The organism is Paraburkholderia flava, assembly GCF_004359985.1.
Classification (GTDB): domain Bacteria; phylum Pseudomonadota; class Gammaproteobacteria; order Burkholderiales; family Burkholderiaceae; genus Paraburkholderia; species Paraburkholderia flava.
On record NZ_SMRO01000002.1, the window covers coordinates 1,139,457 to 1,154,119 of the forward strand.

The 14,663-nt window shown below is 61.3% G+C and carries 14 protein-coding genes; 8 read left to right on the forward strand and 6 right to left on the reverse strand.

Translation table 11 applies throughout. The annotated features are described in order from the left end of the window. Window positions 1–13 precede the first annotated feature (13 nt). The 4 genes from E1748_RS16505 to E1748_RS16525 all read right to left on the reverse strand — a co-directional run bounded on the left by E1748_RS16505 (window position 14) and on the right by E1748_RS16525 (window position 4,693). Entirely contained in the window at window positions 14–838 is an 825-nt protein-coding gene (locus E1748_RS16505) for an ABC transporter permease (RefSeq protein ID WP_133648260.1), read from the reverse strand. Continuing rightward, complete coding sequence (locus tag E1748_RS16510; RefSeq protein ID WP_240766741.1) at window positions 835–1,827, reverse strand: ABC transporter substrate-binding protein; 993 nt, start codon at window positions 1,825–1,827, stop codon at window positions 835–837. Before E1748_RS16510 ends, E1748_RS16505 begins: the two co-directional genes overlap by 4 nt. Before the next feature lie 115 nt (window positions 1,828–1,942). Further along, on the reverse strand, window positions 1,943–3,010 hold the full coding sequence (locus E1748_RS16515) for a substrate-binding domain-containing protein (protein WP_240766658.1): 1,068 nt from the start codon (window positions 3,008–3,010) through the stop codon (window positions 1,943–1,945). Between the two features lie 801 nt (window positions 3,011–3,811). Continuing rightward, window positions 3,812–4,693: a methyltransferase domain-containing protein gene (locus tag E1748_RS16525; RefSeq protein WP_240766659.1), complete on the reverse strand. Its 882-nt coding sequence runs from the start codon at window positions 4,691–4,693 to the stop codon at window positions 3,812–3,814. Window positions 4,694–5,333: 640 nt separating this feature from the next. On the opposite strand from E1748_RS16525, the gene E1748_RS16530 reads away from it, so the two are divergent. From E1748_RS16530 to E1748_RS31925, 7 genes are all read left to right on the forward strand, one after another. Further along, complete coding sequence (locus E1748_RS16530) at window positions 5,334–6,449, forward strand: TauD/TfdA family dioxygenase (RefSeq protein ID WP_240766661.1); 1,116 nt, start codon at window positions 5,334–5,336, stop codon at window positions 6,447–6,449. 20 nt (window positions 6,450–6,469) lie between these two features. Beyond that, window positions 6,470–7,381: an ABC transporter substrate-binding protein gene (locus E1748_RS16535; RefSeq protein WP_240766663.1), complete on the forward strand. Its 912-nt coding sequence runs from the start codon at window positions 6,470–6,472 to the stop codon at window positions 7,379–7,381. 39 nt (window positions 7,382–7,420) lie between these two features. Then, window positions 7,421–8,560, forward strand: coding sequence for an amino acid ABC transporter permease (locus E1748_RS16540; protein ID WP_133648263.1), 1,140 nt, complete (start codon window positions 7,421–7,423; stop codon window positions 8,558–8,560). A gap of 12 nt (window positions 8,561–8,572) precedes the next feature. After that, window positions 8,573–9,316 (forward strand): amino acid ABC transporter ATP-binding protein, encoded by a 744-nt coding sequence (locus tag E1748_RS16545; RefSeq protein WP_133648264.1) that lies wholly within the window; start codon window positions 8,573–8,575, stop codon window positions 9,314–9,316. Between the two features lie 214 nt (window positions 9,317–9,530). Next, window positions 9,531–10,163 carry a hypothetical protein gene (locus E1748_RS16550; RefSeq protein WP_133648265.1) on the forward strand — a complete coding sequence of 211 codons (633 nt, stop codon included), beginning with the start codon at window positions 9,531–9,533 and terminating at the stop codon, window positions 10,161–10,163. A 43-nt stretch (window positions 10,164–10,206) separates the two neighbouring features. Then, the gene (locus tag E1748_RS16555; protein ID WP_133648266.1) at window positions 10,207–11,400 is read left to right on the forward strand and encodes a phytanoyl-CoA dioxygenase family protein; all 1,194 of its coding nucleotides are present in this window, start codon (window positions 10,207–10,209) and stop codon (window positions 11,398–11,400) included. Between the two features lie 79 nt (window positions 11,401–11,479). After that, entirely contained in the window at window positions 11,480–11,605 is a 126-nt protein-coding gene (locus E1748_RS31925; RefSeq protein ID WP_276324123.1) for a hypothetical protein, read from the forward strand. A 108-nt stretch (window positions 11,606–11,713) separates the two neighbouring features. Here E1748_RS31925 and E1748_RS16565 read toward each other — a convergent pair whose 3' ends face one another. Together E1748_RS16565 and E1748_RS16570 are read right to left on the reverse strand one after the other, a co-directional pair. Beyond that, window positions 11,714–12,748 carry a hypothetical protein gene (locus E1748_RS16565; RefSeq protein WP_133648267.1) on the reverse strand — a complete coding sequence of 345 codons (1,035 nt, stop codon included), beginning with the start codon at window positions 12,746–12,748 and terminating at the stop codon, window positions 11,714–11,716. Window positions 12,749–12,885: 137 nt separating this feature from the next. Next, the gene (locus E1748_RS16570) at window positions 12,886–13,779 is read right to left on the reverse strand and encodes a LysR family transcriptional regulator (RefSeq protein ID WP_133648268.1); all 894 of its coding nucleotides are present in this window, start codon (window positions 13,777–13,779) and stop codon (window positions 12,886–12,888) included. A gap of 90 nt (window positions 13,780–13,869) precedes the next feature. Here E1748_RS16570 and E1748_RS16575 point away from each other — a divergent pair, with 90 nt between their 5' ends. Next, on the forward strand, window positions 13,870–14,649 hold the full coding sequence (locus E1748_RS16575; RefSeq protein ID WP_133648269.1) for an NAD(P)H-dependent oxidoreductase: 780 nt from the start codon (window positions 13,870–13,872) through the stop codon (window positions 14,647–14,649). Window positions 14,650–14,663 lie beyond the last annotated feature (14 nt).

Below are 14,663 nucleotides of genomic sequence, written 5' to 3' on the forward strand. Positions count from 1 at the left end.
CGCGGCGCACGGATCATGCGGTCGCCGCGACGGCAGAACCCGTCGCATTGCGCGCAAGTGCGAGCACGAGCCACGTGACGATGCCGAGCACGATCGACAGACCCGCAGCCGTGACCATGTTCGCGTTCAGCGTGAACTCGGTGTAGATCGTCATCGGCAGCACGGAGATATCGGTGGCGAGCGTGAACGCGGTGCCGAACGCGCCCATCGCGGTCGCGAAGCACACGGCGCCCGCAGCGATCAGGCCAGGCGACAGCGCCGGCAACACGATGTCGCGCATGATCTGCCACGGCGATGCGCCGAGCGAACGCGCGGCTTCTTCGAGCGATGCGTCGAGCTTGGTGGCGGATGCCATCACGGTGACGATTACGCGTGGAATCGAGAAGTACAGATAGCCGATGAACAGACCGGCCATCGAATAGGCGAATACCCAGCGATCGCCGGTCAGCTTCATCGACAGCGCGCCGATCAACCCCTGACGTCCCGCCAGCATGATCACCATGAAACCGACGACGACGCCGGGAAATGCGAGCGGGAACGTCAGCAGCGCGAGCAGCAAACGCTTGCCCGGAAACTCGCTGCGCGCGAGCAGCAGACCCGCGATCACCGACAGCACGAGCGTCGCCGCGGTCACTGCAGCCGACAGCAGCACCGTCGCGCCGAGACTCTGCATGTAGCGCTCGTTCGACAGCAACGCGCGGTACGTCGCGAACGCGTGACCGTCGGCGCTCACCTGCAGCAGCGCGACCATCGGCAGCAGCCAGAATGCGATGAACACGACGAGCGCCGGCGCGAGCAATGCAACGCGCCAGCGCAGCGGGAACGTGATGTCGTTCAATGCATCACCTGAAGATACTGCTCGCCGAAACTCTGCTGCTTGCCGGCCATCTTCGAGAAATCGACGGCATGGGCGCGTGCATAGTCGCTCGCGGGCAGGAACTTCGCGGCGGCGTCGGCGCTCATCGCGTTCGCACGGACCGGACGCAGGTACGCGTTCGCCCACAGCTTCTGGCCTTCGTCGGACAGCACGAAATCGAGCACCTTCTTGCCGTTCGCTTCGTGCGGCGCGCCCTTCACGAGACTCATCACGTACGGCACCGCGATCGTGCCTTCCTTCGGAATCACGAACGCGACGTTCGCGTGATCCTTGTACTCCGCACGGTACGCGTCGAAGTCGTAGTCGAGCAGGATCGGAATTTCACCGGATAGCACGCGCGCATACGCGGTCTGCTTCGGCACGATCGGGGCGTTGGCCTTCAGCTTGCGGAACCAGTCGAGTGCGGGCTGGAAGTTATCGAAGTTGCCGCCGAGCGCCTCGTTCACCGCAACCGCGCCCGCATAGCCGACGAATGCGCTAGACGGATCGAGGTAACCGATCATGCCTTTGTATTCCGGCTTCAACAGATCGGCCCACGATTGCGGCACCGGCCGGCCTTCAAGCGCATCCTTGTTGACGAAGAAACCGAGCGTGCCCGAGTGGATCGCGAACCAGTAGCCTTGCGGGTCCTTCAGGTTCGCCGGAATGTCGTCCCAGTGCGCCGGCTTGTACGGCTGGATCACACCCTTGTCCTTCGCCTGGAATGCCGACGACACGCCGAGATAAACCACATCGGCGACCGGGCTCTTCTGCTCGGCCATCATCTGCGCGATCGCCTGGCCCGAGTTCTTGTTGTCGAACGGCACGCGGATGCCGGTCTTCTGCTGGATCGCCTTGATCTGGCTCGCCCAGTCGGCCCATTCGGGCGGGCAGTTGTAGCAGATCGCGGTTTCGTCGGCGGATGCGGACGTCGGCGCAACGAATGTTGCGAGCAATGCGCCGGTCGAGATCGTGGCGAGTGCGAACGATGCGGCTCTGCGCAGCGTCCGTGAGAAAAGGGTAGGGCCGGAGCGGGAACGGCGGATCACAGCGGGTCTCCTGATGGTCGGGCGGAACGGGAACGGATCAGACGGCACTGCGCGGACGCGTGCCTGCAGACGGATGAGCGAGCGTTGTCGACGACGTGGATGCGATCGTCGCAATCGTCGCGCCTTCGCGCAGCGTGTGCGGCAGCGTCAATGCGAGCGGCGCGTCGTGGTTCGTGTTGTCGAGACGTGCGACGAGGCGCTGCCAGGCAGCGCTACCGATCTCGCGATTCGGCGCGACGATGCTCGCGAGCGGCGGCGACAGCAGCTCGCCCATCGCGAGACCGTCGAAGCCGAGAATCGACATGTCGGTCGGAATCTGCAGACGTGCGCGGCGCAGACCGCGCATCACGACCATCGCGAGCAGGTCGTTGCTGCAGAACAGCGCGGTCGGGCGCTGCGGACCGGTGGTCAGATGCGCGAGCACCGATGGCGCGAGTTCGTCCGCGTTGAAGTCGATTTCGAGCGCGGGCGCTGGCGCGAGACCGGCCTGCTGCATCGCCTGTGCGTAGCCGAGATGACGCAGCCGCGCGCGGTCCGATGCGGCGAGCGTGCCCGCGAGCATCAGGATGCGGCGATGGCCGTGCGCGATCAGCATGCGCACGCCGTCGTACGCGGCGAGACGGTTATCGACCGATACCGCCGGACGACGCACCGTGTCGTTGTGCGTGAGCACGTAGAGCAGACCGTCGCGGTCGAGTTCATCGAGCATCGGATGCGTGTCCGCATCGGCGACCGTGAGGATCATCCCTTCGACGCGTTGTGCGCGCAGCGTTTCGATTGCGTGGCGTTCGCGATCGGCGTCGTACTGCGTCGTCATCAGCATCAGACGATAGCCTTGCGCGGACGCGAGATCGTCGATGCCTTGCAGGCATTCGGCGAACACCGGGTTCGCGACAGTCGGCATCACGACGCCGATCAGCCGCGTGCGTTCGCCGCGCAGCTGCCGACCGATCGGGCTGGGACGGAAGTGCAGCGCGTCGATCGACTGACGGACTTTTTCTAGCGTGACTGGATTGACCGTGTGCGGCGCGTTGATCGCGCGCGAGACCGTCGCGATGGAGAAACCTGCATGCGCGGCGACGTCCCGGATCGTCGGAATCGTCAAGATTTACCCCGTTGAAAACGTTTTCTTCGACGGATTATCGGGGCCGTTTATGACTGCGCGATGACTGCAGAGGCAGACGGGGCGGGGCGCTCCGTTTGGCCGGCCTGCGGGGCGATGGTAGAATCGCGTCCGCCCTTGCCGGGGTGATGAAATTGGTAAACATAGCGGACTTAAAACATTGAGTGCCCGGCCGGAAACGGCCGGTGCAGAACCCCTCAAATTCGGCGAACCCCCTGACGTGCAGCGCGCGCCGAGGCAACGCCGAGCCAAGCCCTCCATGCACGCAGCTTCTTCGCTGTGCGTGGTGCGGAAGGTGTAGAGACTAGACGGGGGGCGCCTAAGGCAGCGCGGCGGAAGATTCTGCTGCGCATGCGACGGTGAAGGCATAGTCCAGCGCACGAACGGTTCGCGAGTTTCTTCTCGAGGCCGGCGTCGAAAGACGTGGTGTGACGAAAATCCGCCGCTTAACAGCTTGCCGGTTCGAGTCCGGTCCCCGGCACCAGGTTCTTCCAGGCATCTTCCGTGGGCTACCAGAAAACGCTGCAAGTCAACGGTTTGAGGGCGTTTTGCCGATTAGGGTACTCAAGACTTCCCATTGTCATCCACGCAAACAGGTTCGCGGTCGCCCGCTTCACGAGATAGCTCTACCGCGTCGCAACCTCGACGCCAGACAGAGAAAGCTGGATTTCGCCCATCGCATCGGTGAGAGGCTACTGTCGTTTGTCACCGCGCATGCGAACCCCTGTGCTGTGTGTAAGGGCATCCTCGCTGGGGAAGATAGAGCTCATTGCGTGCACGTGTCTAGCGCCGAACAATCCTCCGGATGACGGATGCTGCGCGCGGGAACGTAGCCTGGAGACGGTGGCGCATCACGCGCGGATGGAACCGGCGGATTAGCGTGCGCTCCCAGTCCGTGCATTGCCTCTCCATTTCTTGCCAGCTCGAAAGGTCGCTACCGGCCTTTATTTGCACGAAGAATTCCATGTCGCCTAGCTCAGTGTCGTAGAACTGCGAGCACTGCACCGCGATCAGTCCTGCGCCGACAAGATCGCGCATCAGGCTCGCGAAGCTGGCAGGTGTAAAGACCCAGCAGTGCACGTCCCGATATGTACCACTGGCAGCGTCTGACGCGAAGGCCTGAGCTTGCTGCAGCGTGAACTCCGTGGGCGTGTCGAACCCTTTGCCGCGCCATCGATCGGCTGCATCGATCAGGGTGTAATACCTGGCGAAATCCAATACTTGGTCGGGTAGCGGGCGGCGCGTCCGCGCCTGATATGCGGGGGTCACGTCTGCGAGCACGGTAACCCGTCGTTTGAAATCGAAGGTGAAGCGCTTGTCGGGAATCACTAGCCGGATTTCGCCACCAGGCTTTAGGGCTGCAACGAGCTCGCAGAGCCACGTGATCAGATCGGGAACATGTTCGATCACATGTGAAGCCACGATATAGTCGACCTTCTTACCCAGCGCTTCGAGAAGGGTATTCTTGCCCCAGACCCCACCGACGTCCACGATTGCCGATGTATCGACATATGGATCGCTTTGATACTTGTTCCGCAACGTCTCGGTGTCGGCGTGATCTACGTAAATGACCGGTCCGTCCGATCGCTGCACAACCGGCCGTGCCAGTGCACCGATCTCCGCACCAGTTAGCGTGGCGAGCTGAAGGCCACCTACGATCTTCATTCTGCGGTTCATCGCGCAGTTTGGAAGTTTTTGGAAGACACCACTTTAGCATTGGAATTTTACTTCAGCCCAAAAACGTACTGATCATTGATGTATCCATTGGATACGATGTGGTGAGCGCAAGAAGTTTCCCGAGTGCCTGCAATATATAAGCCGTCCAGCGTGCGGCACGGTGGTGGGTGCGATAGAGAACTTCGTTGCCCTGACCCACGATAGATCGCCGCACGCACGAGAACACTTGCTGTCGCTTTGACCTTGCTCCGGTATTCACCATTCGTAGTGCGCGCCGTGACTGCGGGCGAATTCCCGCCTGCTCGGGACTGCAATCCCGCCTAAGCACTTGCCCTGGTTGTGAACCCCGAATTGGCTGCTTAATTTGTATATACAAGCCTGAGGCAAGTACAGAAAACCCCCTGATCGCGGGCAGCTTCAAGAGCTATCCCGCCGCAACGAACACGCAACACAGGCAACGCGAATAAACGCCACCAGCCCCACTTAAGTGTTTTCCCGGACGCCAGCGAGAACTCCTTGCTGTGATTCAAGGTTCAACCTATTGTGCATACCTTGTATATACAATTCTTCGATACGGCAGAGCGCCCCAACGGAATACGTCAGACGTTCAGGGTGAACAAGATTCTTCGTGTCAGACAGCAAGCGTGACGAGGCATCAATTCAATTTGGAGAGCTAATGTATTCCGCCGATTATCTGCAAGGAGCATGCTTATGGAACGGTGTCGAAATGCATGCGAACCCGCGTTGGGTGAAAGAGTTTCCTGATGCCGTGCTGGACGGGATCGATGCAGCAGTCGAAAAATCGCGCGGTATCGACTGGAAGGACGTGAACCGCGACAACTTTCCGTTGCCGGGCTCCGAAGCGTTTTTCGACGACGTGCGCGAAGAGCTCGAAAACGGCTCAGGGATGGTGAAAATCCGCGGCCTCGACGTCAGTCGTTACGACGCGGAACAGCTACGCCGCATCTGGTACGCGCTCGGTCGCTACCTCGGTACGCCGATGTTCCAGAATCGCCGCGGCGAGTTGATGCGCGAGATAAAAGACGAAGGCGCGGGAATCGGTGCGCAGCTATACGGTGCAACGGTGGATGCATCGGGCAAGGAATTTCTTTCATCGGGTGCCCGGACCTTGTCTCCCGGAGAATTGCGCTTTCATACTGATCGCTGCGACGTTGTCGGGCTGCTTTGTGTCCGTCAGGCGTCCGAGGGTGGAGTCAGCAAGCTCGCGAGCAGCGCGACGGTCTACAACGAAATGCTGAAGCGTCGGCCGGATTTGCATGCGTTGCTTTGCAAAGCCATTTCGCGCAGCCGCTTCGGGGAAGAGGCCGGTGGCCAGTATGTCACCTACGATCTGCCGGTTTTCGGTGTGCGCGACGGCAAGCTGACGAGTCACTTTTCGCTGACTTACATCGAGAATGCTCAACTGCTCCCCAGCGTGCGCAAATTGACCGATGCCGAACACGAAGCGATCCGCATGCTGCTTGAGCTCGCACAGGAGCATTGCTTCGAGATGCGCTTTGCGCCCGGCGATATCCAGCTTCTCAACAATCACGTCATCTATCATGGCCGCACGGCCTTCAAGGACGACGTGACGACCGGGCAGGATCGCATGCTGATGCGACTCTGGTTGTCGGTGCCGAACTCTCGCGCGTTGCCTGAAGATCACGCAGTCCTTTGGGGCGACGTGTCGGGTGGCATGCCTCACGGCGGCATTGCGCAGCCGGCGACACCTGGCTTCGGTTGATCTAGTAACGCCCACAGTCCTTGAAGGTCCCATACTCTACCAATGAGGAGACTGACGTCATGCAACGCATTATTTCCCCTGGAAGGAATCTCACGGCGTGGCTTTATCGCGCGACGCTATCAGTCGCCTTAAGCGCGTTTGCCGTCACGGCATTCGCAGCACCGGACTTCGGCAACTGCGAGGTAACCGGACAAAAGGGCTCCGTCAAATTGACGACCGTCGTGCCGGGTGCGCTGTCGGTCAGACCGGTTCTCGGTGTGCCGGGCTGGTGGAACGGCGACTCTCTCGATACGATCAAGGACGGATTCGAGTACTGCATGGCGGCAAACATGGCCTATCGTGCGGGGCTTGATCGAGTGATCCTGGTGAGCCGTTCGTTCCAGCAGATTCTGACCGGGCAATCGCAGGGATTCGATATCGCGCTGAGCGAAATCACGATCACCGATGCACGCAAGAAGATCGTGAATTTCACCGATCCTTATTTCAGCTCGGATCAGGGCGTTCTCGTCAAAACCGGGACCAAGGTGGACAAGAAGAATCTGAGCAGTCTGCGCTATGCAGTCGAGCGCGGCACGACGGCCTACGACTACATCGTCGACAAGATCAAGCCTACCGAGCAGCCCAAGGTATTCAACGACCCGCCGTCGATGTACACGGCGCTCGCAGCCGGGCAGGTCGATGCAGTTGTCTACGACACACCGAATGTCCTGCTGCGTGCGAAGAACTCGAATGGCGCGGTGGAAGTCGTGGGTCGCTTCGACACCGGTGAGAAGTGGGGCGGCTTGGTGAACAAGGACTCTCCGAATCTCGCGGCATTTAACCAGCTGGTCGATGGCCTCAAGAAAGACGGCACCCTCCAGAAGCTGAGCGCCAAATACCTGACTCCCGAACTCGGCAAGGACCCGGCCACCGTACCGGTGCTGAGCCCTTAAGCGAAACGAATTCCGAGCCCGATCGAGAGAGCCGAAACCATGAGCGAAGCAACACGGCAGGCGAGTGACGTCGTACCCAGTCCGGCAGGAAATGGACGTCGTCTGCGGATGGGAAAGACGCCATGTGTGCCCACGTCGCTACTGCTCATGTCGATCGCTGCGGTATTCGTCGTTGTGCTGGCGAGCTGGTACACGATTAGCGTTTTGCGTGCACCGCTCATCGCTGCTCAATTCAACAGCGTAGTGGTCAACGCGGGCGCGGTGCTGCTCGCGTTGCTCTCCCTTGCGATCGTTTTGCCGCTGACTCGCGCACTCAGATGGAGCGGTCGCATTCGCGATGCGGTTGCGCGCGAGAATTACGCAGACGCGCGGGCGGCGCGTTCGCAAGCAAGAGATCATTGCCTGATCGCGTTCGGCTATGCACTGGCGCAACTGGTCGTCGTGCTGGTGTTTCAGTTCTTCCTCGTCAACCACCAGGCGGTGGCCAGGACGTTCTTCCTCGTGCCGTTGATGGTCAAGACGTTCCCGTTGGTGTTGACCGCCTTCTGGATGAACGTCAAGGTTTCGATCATCGCGGAAGTGCTGGTGCTGATCTGGGGGTTGATCGTGGCGCTGGCGATGTTCGCGCCGGGTGCCGCCGGCAAACCGATTCGTTTGATCGCAACGGCTTACGTCGATATCTTTCGCGCGGTCCCCGCCGTGCTGGTGATCTATCTGGTCGGCTTCGGTATTCCGTTGACGGGCATACCCGTGCTTAAGGACATGTCGCTGACGGTCTTCGTGATTGTCGCGTTGACGTTGACGGTGGGTGCGTACGTCGCGGAAATTTATCGCGCCGGCATCCTGAGCATTCACTGGAGTCAGAACGCCGCTGCCCGTTCGCTTGGGCTGTCGCACTTTCAGACGTTGCGGTTTGTCATCGTTCCGCAGGGCATCCGGCAGATCATTCCGCCGCTGCTCAATTCCTTCATCTCGTTGCAGAAAGATACCGCGCTGGTTTCGGTCGTCGGTGTCATCGACTCATTCAATCAATCGATGTTGATCGCGTCGAACTACTACAACCTTTCCGCGGTTAGCACGGTGGCTTTGCTGTTCATCGTCGTATCGATTCCGCAGACAAGATTCGTCGAGCGGATGATGCGGCGTGATCGCGCACGTATGCGTGCCGGTGGCGTTTGAGGAGACGATCCCATGTCGTTCATCGACATTCGCAATATCTCGAAGTCTTATGGTGACGTGCCAGTCATCAAGCGCCTGGCGATGACGGTCAATGAGCATGACGTCGTATGCCTGATCGGCCCGTCGGGCTCGGGGAAATCGACGCTGCTCCGCTGCATCAATGGCCTCGAACTGATCGACGACGGCGAAATACTGGTCCACGGAGACCGGATCACCGGTCCAGGCGTGGACGTGGACGCGTTGCGTCGGGACATCGGCATCGTGTTCCAAGGCTATAACCTGTTTCCGCATATGAGCGTCCTCGAGAATGTGACGCTCGCGCCGATTCGCGTGCTGAAGCGTCCTAAAGACGAAGCAGAAGCGCGCGCGATGGCCTTGCTCAAGCGCATTGGTCTTGAGCATAAGGCGAAGGAATATCCGGATCGATTGTCCGGCGGTCAGCAGCAGCGCGTGGCAATTGTCCGTGCGCTGGCGATGGACCCGATGGTGCTGTTGCTGGATGAAATCACGTCCGCGCTGGATCCGGAGCTCGTCTCCGAAGTGCTGAATATCGTGCGAGATCTCGCGGACGAAGGCATGACGATGCTGCTCGCCACGCACGAGATGGGGTTCGCGCGTGAAGTGTCGTCAAAGATCTGTTTTCTGTGCGACGGCGCCGTCTATGAAGAAGGGCCGCCGGAACAGATCTTCGGCGACCCCACGCGCGACAGAACGCGTGCATTCCTGAAAAGTATCCGTGAGGCGAAGCGAATCTGATTGCTACGCGCATATCGCTAACAGCAGGGGAGGTGGCGCATCCGCCATCTTCCCGAGCACCCCGAAGCGAGGACGACGGATTTTCCTCGCAATCCCCTCCAGCGGCCGCTCGGCCTGCTACGAAATTTCCCCCGGCACTGACGCTCGCATAAAATATGCGTGAAAATCCCCCATATCGGAACACCCCTTCAATTCAGACTTCCCGGAGATAGTGATGAGCAGTGAAAAATCGAAACGTGCACGGCAGGCTGCCGAGAGTCTGTTTGGTGGCGGATCGACCGGGAAGGCCATGTCGTCGTCGGGCAGAAAGGCGAATCCGTTCGACGACGATCCCTTCAAGCCCGTCGGCCAGCCCACGCAGGGCCGCGACGACCTGGTGGTTTTCCCGACCCAGATGGAAATACCGCGAGGCTATGACGATGCCGCCCACATGCGCGATGTGCTCGCCCGCGCGTGGCGCATGGACTGGGTCAAGATCGGCAAGGACGAATGCGTCGTGAGGCTGCCGGTTGGATGGAGAGCAGACCGGTCCGTGGACGGCGTGCTGAGAATTTACAGCGATAAGGTGGTGCGAGCCGAGGGCAGGTTCGGCGCGAACGCGACGTTGCAGATACTGCCGCGCTACTACCTGAAAGCCGAATTCCACGATTCGGACGAGCGTTGCCGGATTGTCGTCCGCGATCGCGATGGCGGTAACAGCATTCTCAAAGAGTCGTTCTGGGACACGAGAAGCGGGCCGAATCATCCGCAGTGGAAGATTCTGTCGGACTGGCTCGATGCGCAGTACCCGGATCATCGCGACCCGCTGAAGTATTGGCAAGACTGCGAAGACAATTCCGAAGCCTGATCTCCACCGCGTTATCTTTGGCAGAGGAACAGCAGGAGACACCATGCAACGCACGGAATCACGCCACTGGTATCGCGAGCAGGATTGTTCGCTCGAAGATTTCATCGCCGCGCTTCGCACAGGGCACGGAGAGCAGGAGAGCGACCGTCCGCGATTTGCCGCAGAGATGTGCGAGCACGTCCCGGTGTACGACTGCGATTCGCTACGCGGCTGCATCGAGAACACCGAAGACACGACAGACCGCGCAAACCTGCAGCAGGAATGGATCGAGGTTCTAAATCGCGGCGCAGGTGTGCTGGTGCTAAAACGGGCCTATGCCGACACAGCGCCCATCGATGACGCGACCGAGGTCTTCGAAGCGATCATCCGCGACGAACGCGAATCCGGCGTCGCAGCAGCGGACCATTTCGCGAAGGCCGGTGCAAACGACCGGATATGGAATGCGCAACAGAAGCTCTGTCTGCGCGCGCCATCGGTGTTCGCACGATACTTCGCGAATACCGCGCTCTACGCGATCGCCGGAGCATGGCTCGGGCCGCACTTTCAGATGACGTCGCAAGTGAACGTCGTGCGTCCGGGTGGGCAGGCGCAACAGGCGCACCGCGATTATCACCTCGGATTCCAGACGGTCGCGGAAGCCGAACGCTATCCGGCGCACGTTCACGCGATGTCGCCGTTTCTGACGCTGCAAGGCGCCGTCGCTCATAGCAACATGCCGGTGGAAAGCGGGCCGACCAAGCTGTTGCCGTTTTCGCAGCGGTATGCGCAGGGCTATCTTGCGTGGCGTCGTCAGGACTTCCGCGATTACTTCGAGCAACACTGCATCCAGTTGCCGCTGGAAAAAGGCGATGCGTTGTTCTTTAACCCCGCGCTATTCCACGCAGCCGGCGCGAATCGGACAGCGACCGTTCAGCGGATGGCGAACCTGCTGCAGATTTCGTCGGCGTATGGCCGTGCGATGGAATCGTTGAATCGCCCGCGCATGTGCGAAGCGTTGTACCCCATTCTTCTCGAACACACGACAGCGTCGAGCCTGGAGCCAGCGGAAGTCGAAGCGGTCATCGCATCGTGTGCAGAGGGCTATCCGTTTCCGACGAATCTGGACAAAGACCCACCGCGCGGTGGACTTGCGCCGGAAAGTCAGCAGGGGCTGTTTCGTCGCGCGTTGGCGGAATCGTGGAGCGCGGAGCGGTTTGCGACTGCGATTCGCGAGCAGGCTGCGAGGTGGGAAGCGTAGCGGCCGCAAACGACCGTCGTCTCAACGCCACCCCACAGCCGACGGCTGGCTGTCGGATCGCATCGGCCGGCGTCCGGTGATGATGATCTTCGGCTTCGGCGGCACGTTCCTGACCGTGCCGCTGATGCATGCGCTCGGCTCAACCCATAGCGCGATGACGGCGTTCGCGCTGAATCTCGGTGCGCTCGCGATCCGCATGCGTTGAAACGAAAAACCCGCGACAGCCAAAGGCCGCGCGGGTTTTCTCTGTCACGCGTCATCTCCAGGCGGGCGTCATTCGTGAAATGAAACTTGCCGCTCGCGCATCCGCTGCTCAACCCCCGCCTTGCGCCGCCCACTGGAAGTCGTTCACACCGGCGATCCCATCCGAACCCGCGACGTCGTGCGTTTCGATCTGGTTGAACACGCTGGAGTTCTGCAGCATGAACTGCGCTGCGGACGAATCGGTCGGCGTCGCGTTTGCTGGCGGGTTGTACGCAAGCTGGTACAGCTGGTTCGGATTCAGCGACTGCACGTTGTTCGCGGTCATGTAGCTCGACAGCGCGCCCGATGCGCTTTGCGCGTTCATCTGTTGCGCACCGCCGTTCTGCGGCAGCGTGCCGCCGCCTTGAGGCATCGTGAAGGCCGGCGTTTGCGGCATCGGCATCTGGAACGCAGGCGTCTGCGGCATCGTGCCGCCCATCGGCATTCCGCCACCCATCGGCATCTGCGGCATTTGCGGCATGCCACCACCGAACGACGGCGCGGTGCCCGTACCGCCTGCACCACCCGCGCCGCCGGCGTTCCCCATGCCGCCCTGTGCGGCCCACTGGAAGTCGTTCACACCAGCGATACCATCCGAACCCGGCACGTCGTGCGTTTCGATCTGGTTGAAGACGCTCGGGTTCTGCAGCATCCACTTGGCCGCGGCCGAATCGGTCGGCGTCGCGTTGCCTTGCGGGTTGTATGCGAGCTGGTACAGCTGGCTGGGATTCAACGACTGCACGCCGTTCGCGCTCATATAGCTCGACAGCGCACCCGACGCGTTCTGCGCGTTGAATTGCTGGCCGCCACCGCCGATCACACCCGGCTGCGTGCCGCCAACCGCGCCCGGTTGCGCACCGCCGCCCGCGACCGGCGCACCGCCCGGCTGCGCGCCGCCACCGGGCTGCGCACCGGCACCCGGCTGTCCGCCCTGACCACCTTGCTGGCCGCCTTGCTCGGCGGTCTGCAACAGTTGCTGGAATTCCGACAGAAGCGTCACCAGCATCTGCAACATCATCGATGCATTGTTGTTCTGTTGCGGAAACTGCATACCGGGGTTGTACTGAACAAGCCCGGGACCACCGTTCATCACTGCAGCGCTCATCGCATGTTCTCCTGAGAAATGGGTTAGGGAGCTACGCCAACCATGCGAGAGACTGTATGCGTCCGCGGCGTTTTCAACACGCGGCACGCGAAGTTGCGTTCGGCGAGGCGAAGGAGGGGAGTTTTCCTTCGACGACCCTACACCGTCTCCACGATCCGCTCCCGCAGCCACTGGTGCGCGGGGTCCCGGTGCGAGCGTTCGTGCCAGAACATCGACATTTCATAGCCGGGGATGTCGACGGCCAGTTCGAACACCTTCAGACCGGGCACGCCGCGCACGAGCCGCGACGGCAGCATCGCGACGAGGTCGGTGTTCGCGACCGCCGACATCACGAACAGAAAATGCGGCACCGACAGCACGACGCGGCGCTGCAGCCCCGCGCGTTCGAGCACGGTATCGGTGACGCCGCGAAAGCCGCCGCCGTCCGGCGAAGCGATCACGTGCTCGAGCTGGCACAGCTGCGCGAGCGTCGGCCGGCGCTTGAGCTTGGGGTGCCCGATGCGTCCGACCAGCACGTAATGCTCGCGAAACAGCGGACGGTAACGCAGACCTTCCGGGATTTCATCGGTCGTATGGAAGCCGAGATCGATCGCGCCGGTCTGCGCCTGTTTCCCGAGGCGCGGCGGTTCGGCCTGGATCACCGCGAGCCGCGTATGCGGCGCGAGCGTGCGCAGACGCGCGAGCAGCGGCAGCAGGATCGCCTGTTCGGCGTTGTCGGTTGCGGCGACGTGCCACGTGTTCTGCGCGGTCGCGGGGTCGAACGGTGTTGCCGGCAGCACAGCGCGTTCCAGTTCGCCGAGCGCCTGCCGCAACGGTTCGAGCAGTTCGAGCGCGCGTGCGGTGGGCATCATGCCGCGCGGACCAGGCAGCAGCAGCGGATCGCCGAAGGTGTCCCGCAGTTTCGCGAGCTGCACGCTCACCGACGGCTGCGAGTAGTTCAACCGCTGCGCCGCGCGCGTCACGTTGCGCTCTTCCAGCAGCGCATCGAGCGTCACGAGCAGATTGAGGTCGAGTCGACGTAAATTAGTCATTCGAATACCTGCTATCTGAACAATTCATTTCGACTATACCTCGGGCGGCGGTACGCTGGCGCATCGTTCTTCTTCTTTAGAGACCCCGTCATGAAAGTTCTTATCGTCTATGCCCATCCCGAACCGCGTTCGCTGAACGGCACGCTCAATCGCTTCATGGTCGATCGGCTGACCAGCGCTGGTCATACCGTCCAGGTGTCCGACCTGTACGCGATGAACTGGAAAGCGCCGCTCGATGCAGCCGATTATCCGCAGCGAGAATCCACCGCGCCGTTCGATCCGATCGCGGAATCGGAGCGCGGCTACAAGCTGGGCGAGCAGCGCGAAGACATTTCTGCCGAGCAGCAGAAGCTGCTGTGGGCGGATACGGTGATCCTGCAGTTTCCGCTATGGTGGTTCACGATGCCCGCGATCATGAAAGGGTGGGTCGATCGCGTGTTTGCGCATGGGTTCGCGTACGGCGTCGGCGAGCATTCGGACCGGCGCTGGGGCGATCGTTACGGCGAGGGTTCGATGGCCGGCAAGCGCGCGATGCTGCTGGTAACGACCGGCGGCTGGGAATCACACTATGGTCCGCGCGGCATCAACGGGCCGATCGACGACCTGTTGTTCCCGATCCATCACGGCGTGCTGTATTACCCGGGCTTCGATGTGCTGCCGCCGTTCGTCGTGTATCGAACGAGCAAGACCGATGCGGACCGCGTCGCGCAGATCCGCGAATCGCTCGGGCAGCGGATCGACACGCTCGAAACCGCTACGCCGCTACCGTTTCGCCGTCAGAACGGCGGGCAGTACGAGATTCCCGCGCTGAGTTTGAAGGCAGACGTCGCGCCGGGTGTCGAAGGGTTTGCTGCGCATCGGGTGGAATAAACGCCGCGCGTCAT

Coding starts and splice junctions, on each gene's coding strand:
- E1748_RS31925 (WP_276324123.1), top strand. CDS start 11,480: ATGATGATCTTCGGCTTCGGCGGCACGTTCCTGACCGTGCCGCTGATG.
- E1748_RS16550 (WP_133648265.1), top strand. CDS start 9,531: ATGAGCAGTGAAAAATCGAAACGTGCACGGCAGGCTGCCGAGAGTCTG.
- E1748_RS16545 (WP_133648264.1), top strand. CDS start 8,573: ATGTCGTTCATCGACATTCGCAATATCTCGAAGTCTTATGGTGACGTG.
- E1748_RS16575 (WP_133648269.1), top strand. CDS start 13,870: ATGAAAGTTCTTATCGTCTATGCCCATCCCGAACCGCGTTCGCTGAAC.
- E1748_RS16555 (WP_133648266.1), top strand. CDS start 10,207: ATGCAACGCACGGAATCACGCCACTGGTATCGCGAGCAGGATTGTTCG.
- E1748_RS16525 (WP_240766659.1), bottom strand. CDS start 4,693: ATGAAGATCGTAGGTGGCCTTCAGCTCGCCACGCTAACTGGTGCGGAG.
- E1748_RS16565 (WP_133648267.1), bottom strand. CDS start 12,748: ATGAGCGCTGCAGTGATGAACGGTGGTCCCGGGCTTGTTCAGTACAAC.
- E1748_RS16540 (WP_133648263.1), top strand. CDS start 7,421: ATGAGCGAAGCAACACGGCAGGCGAGTGACGTCGTACCCAGTCCGGCA.
- E1748_RS16570 (WP_133648268.1), bottom strand. CDS start 13,779: ATGACTAATTTACGTCGACTCGACCTCAATCTGCTCGTGACGCTCGAT.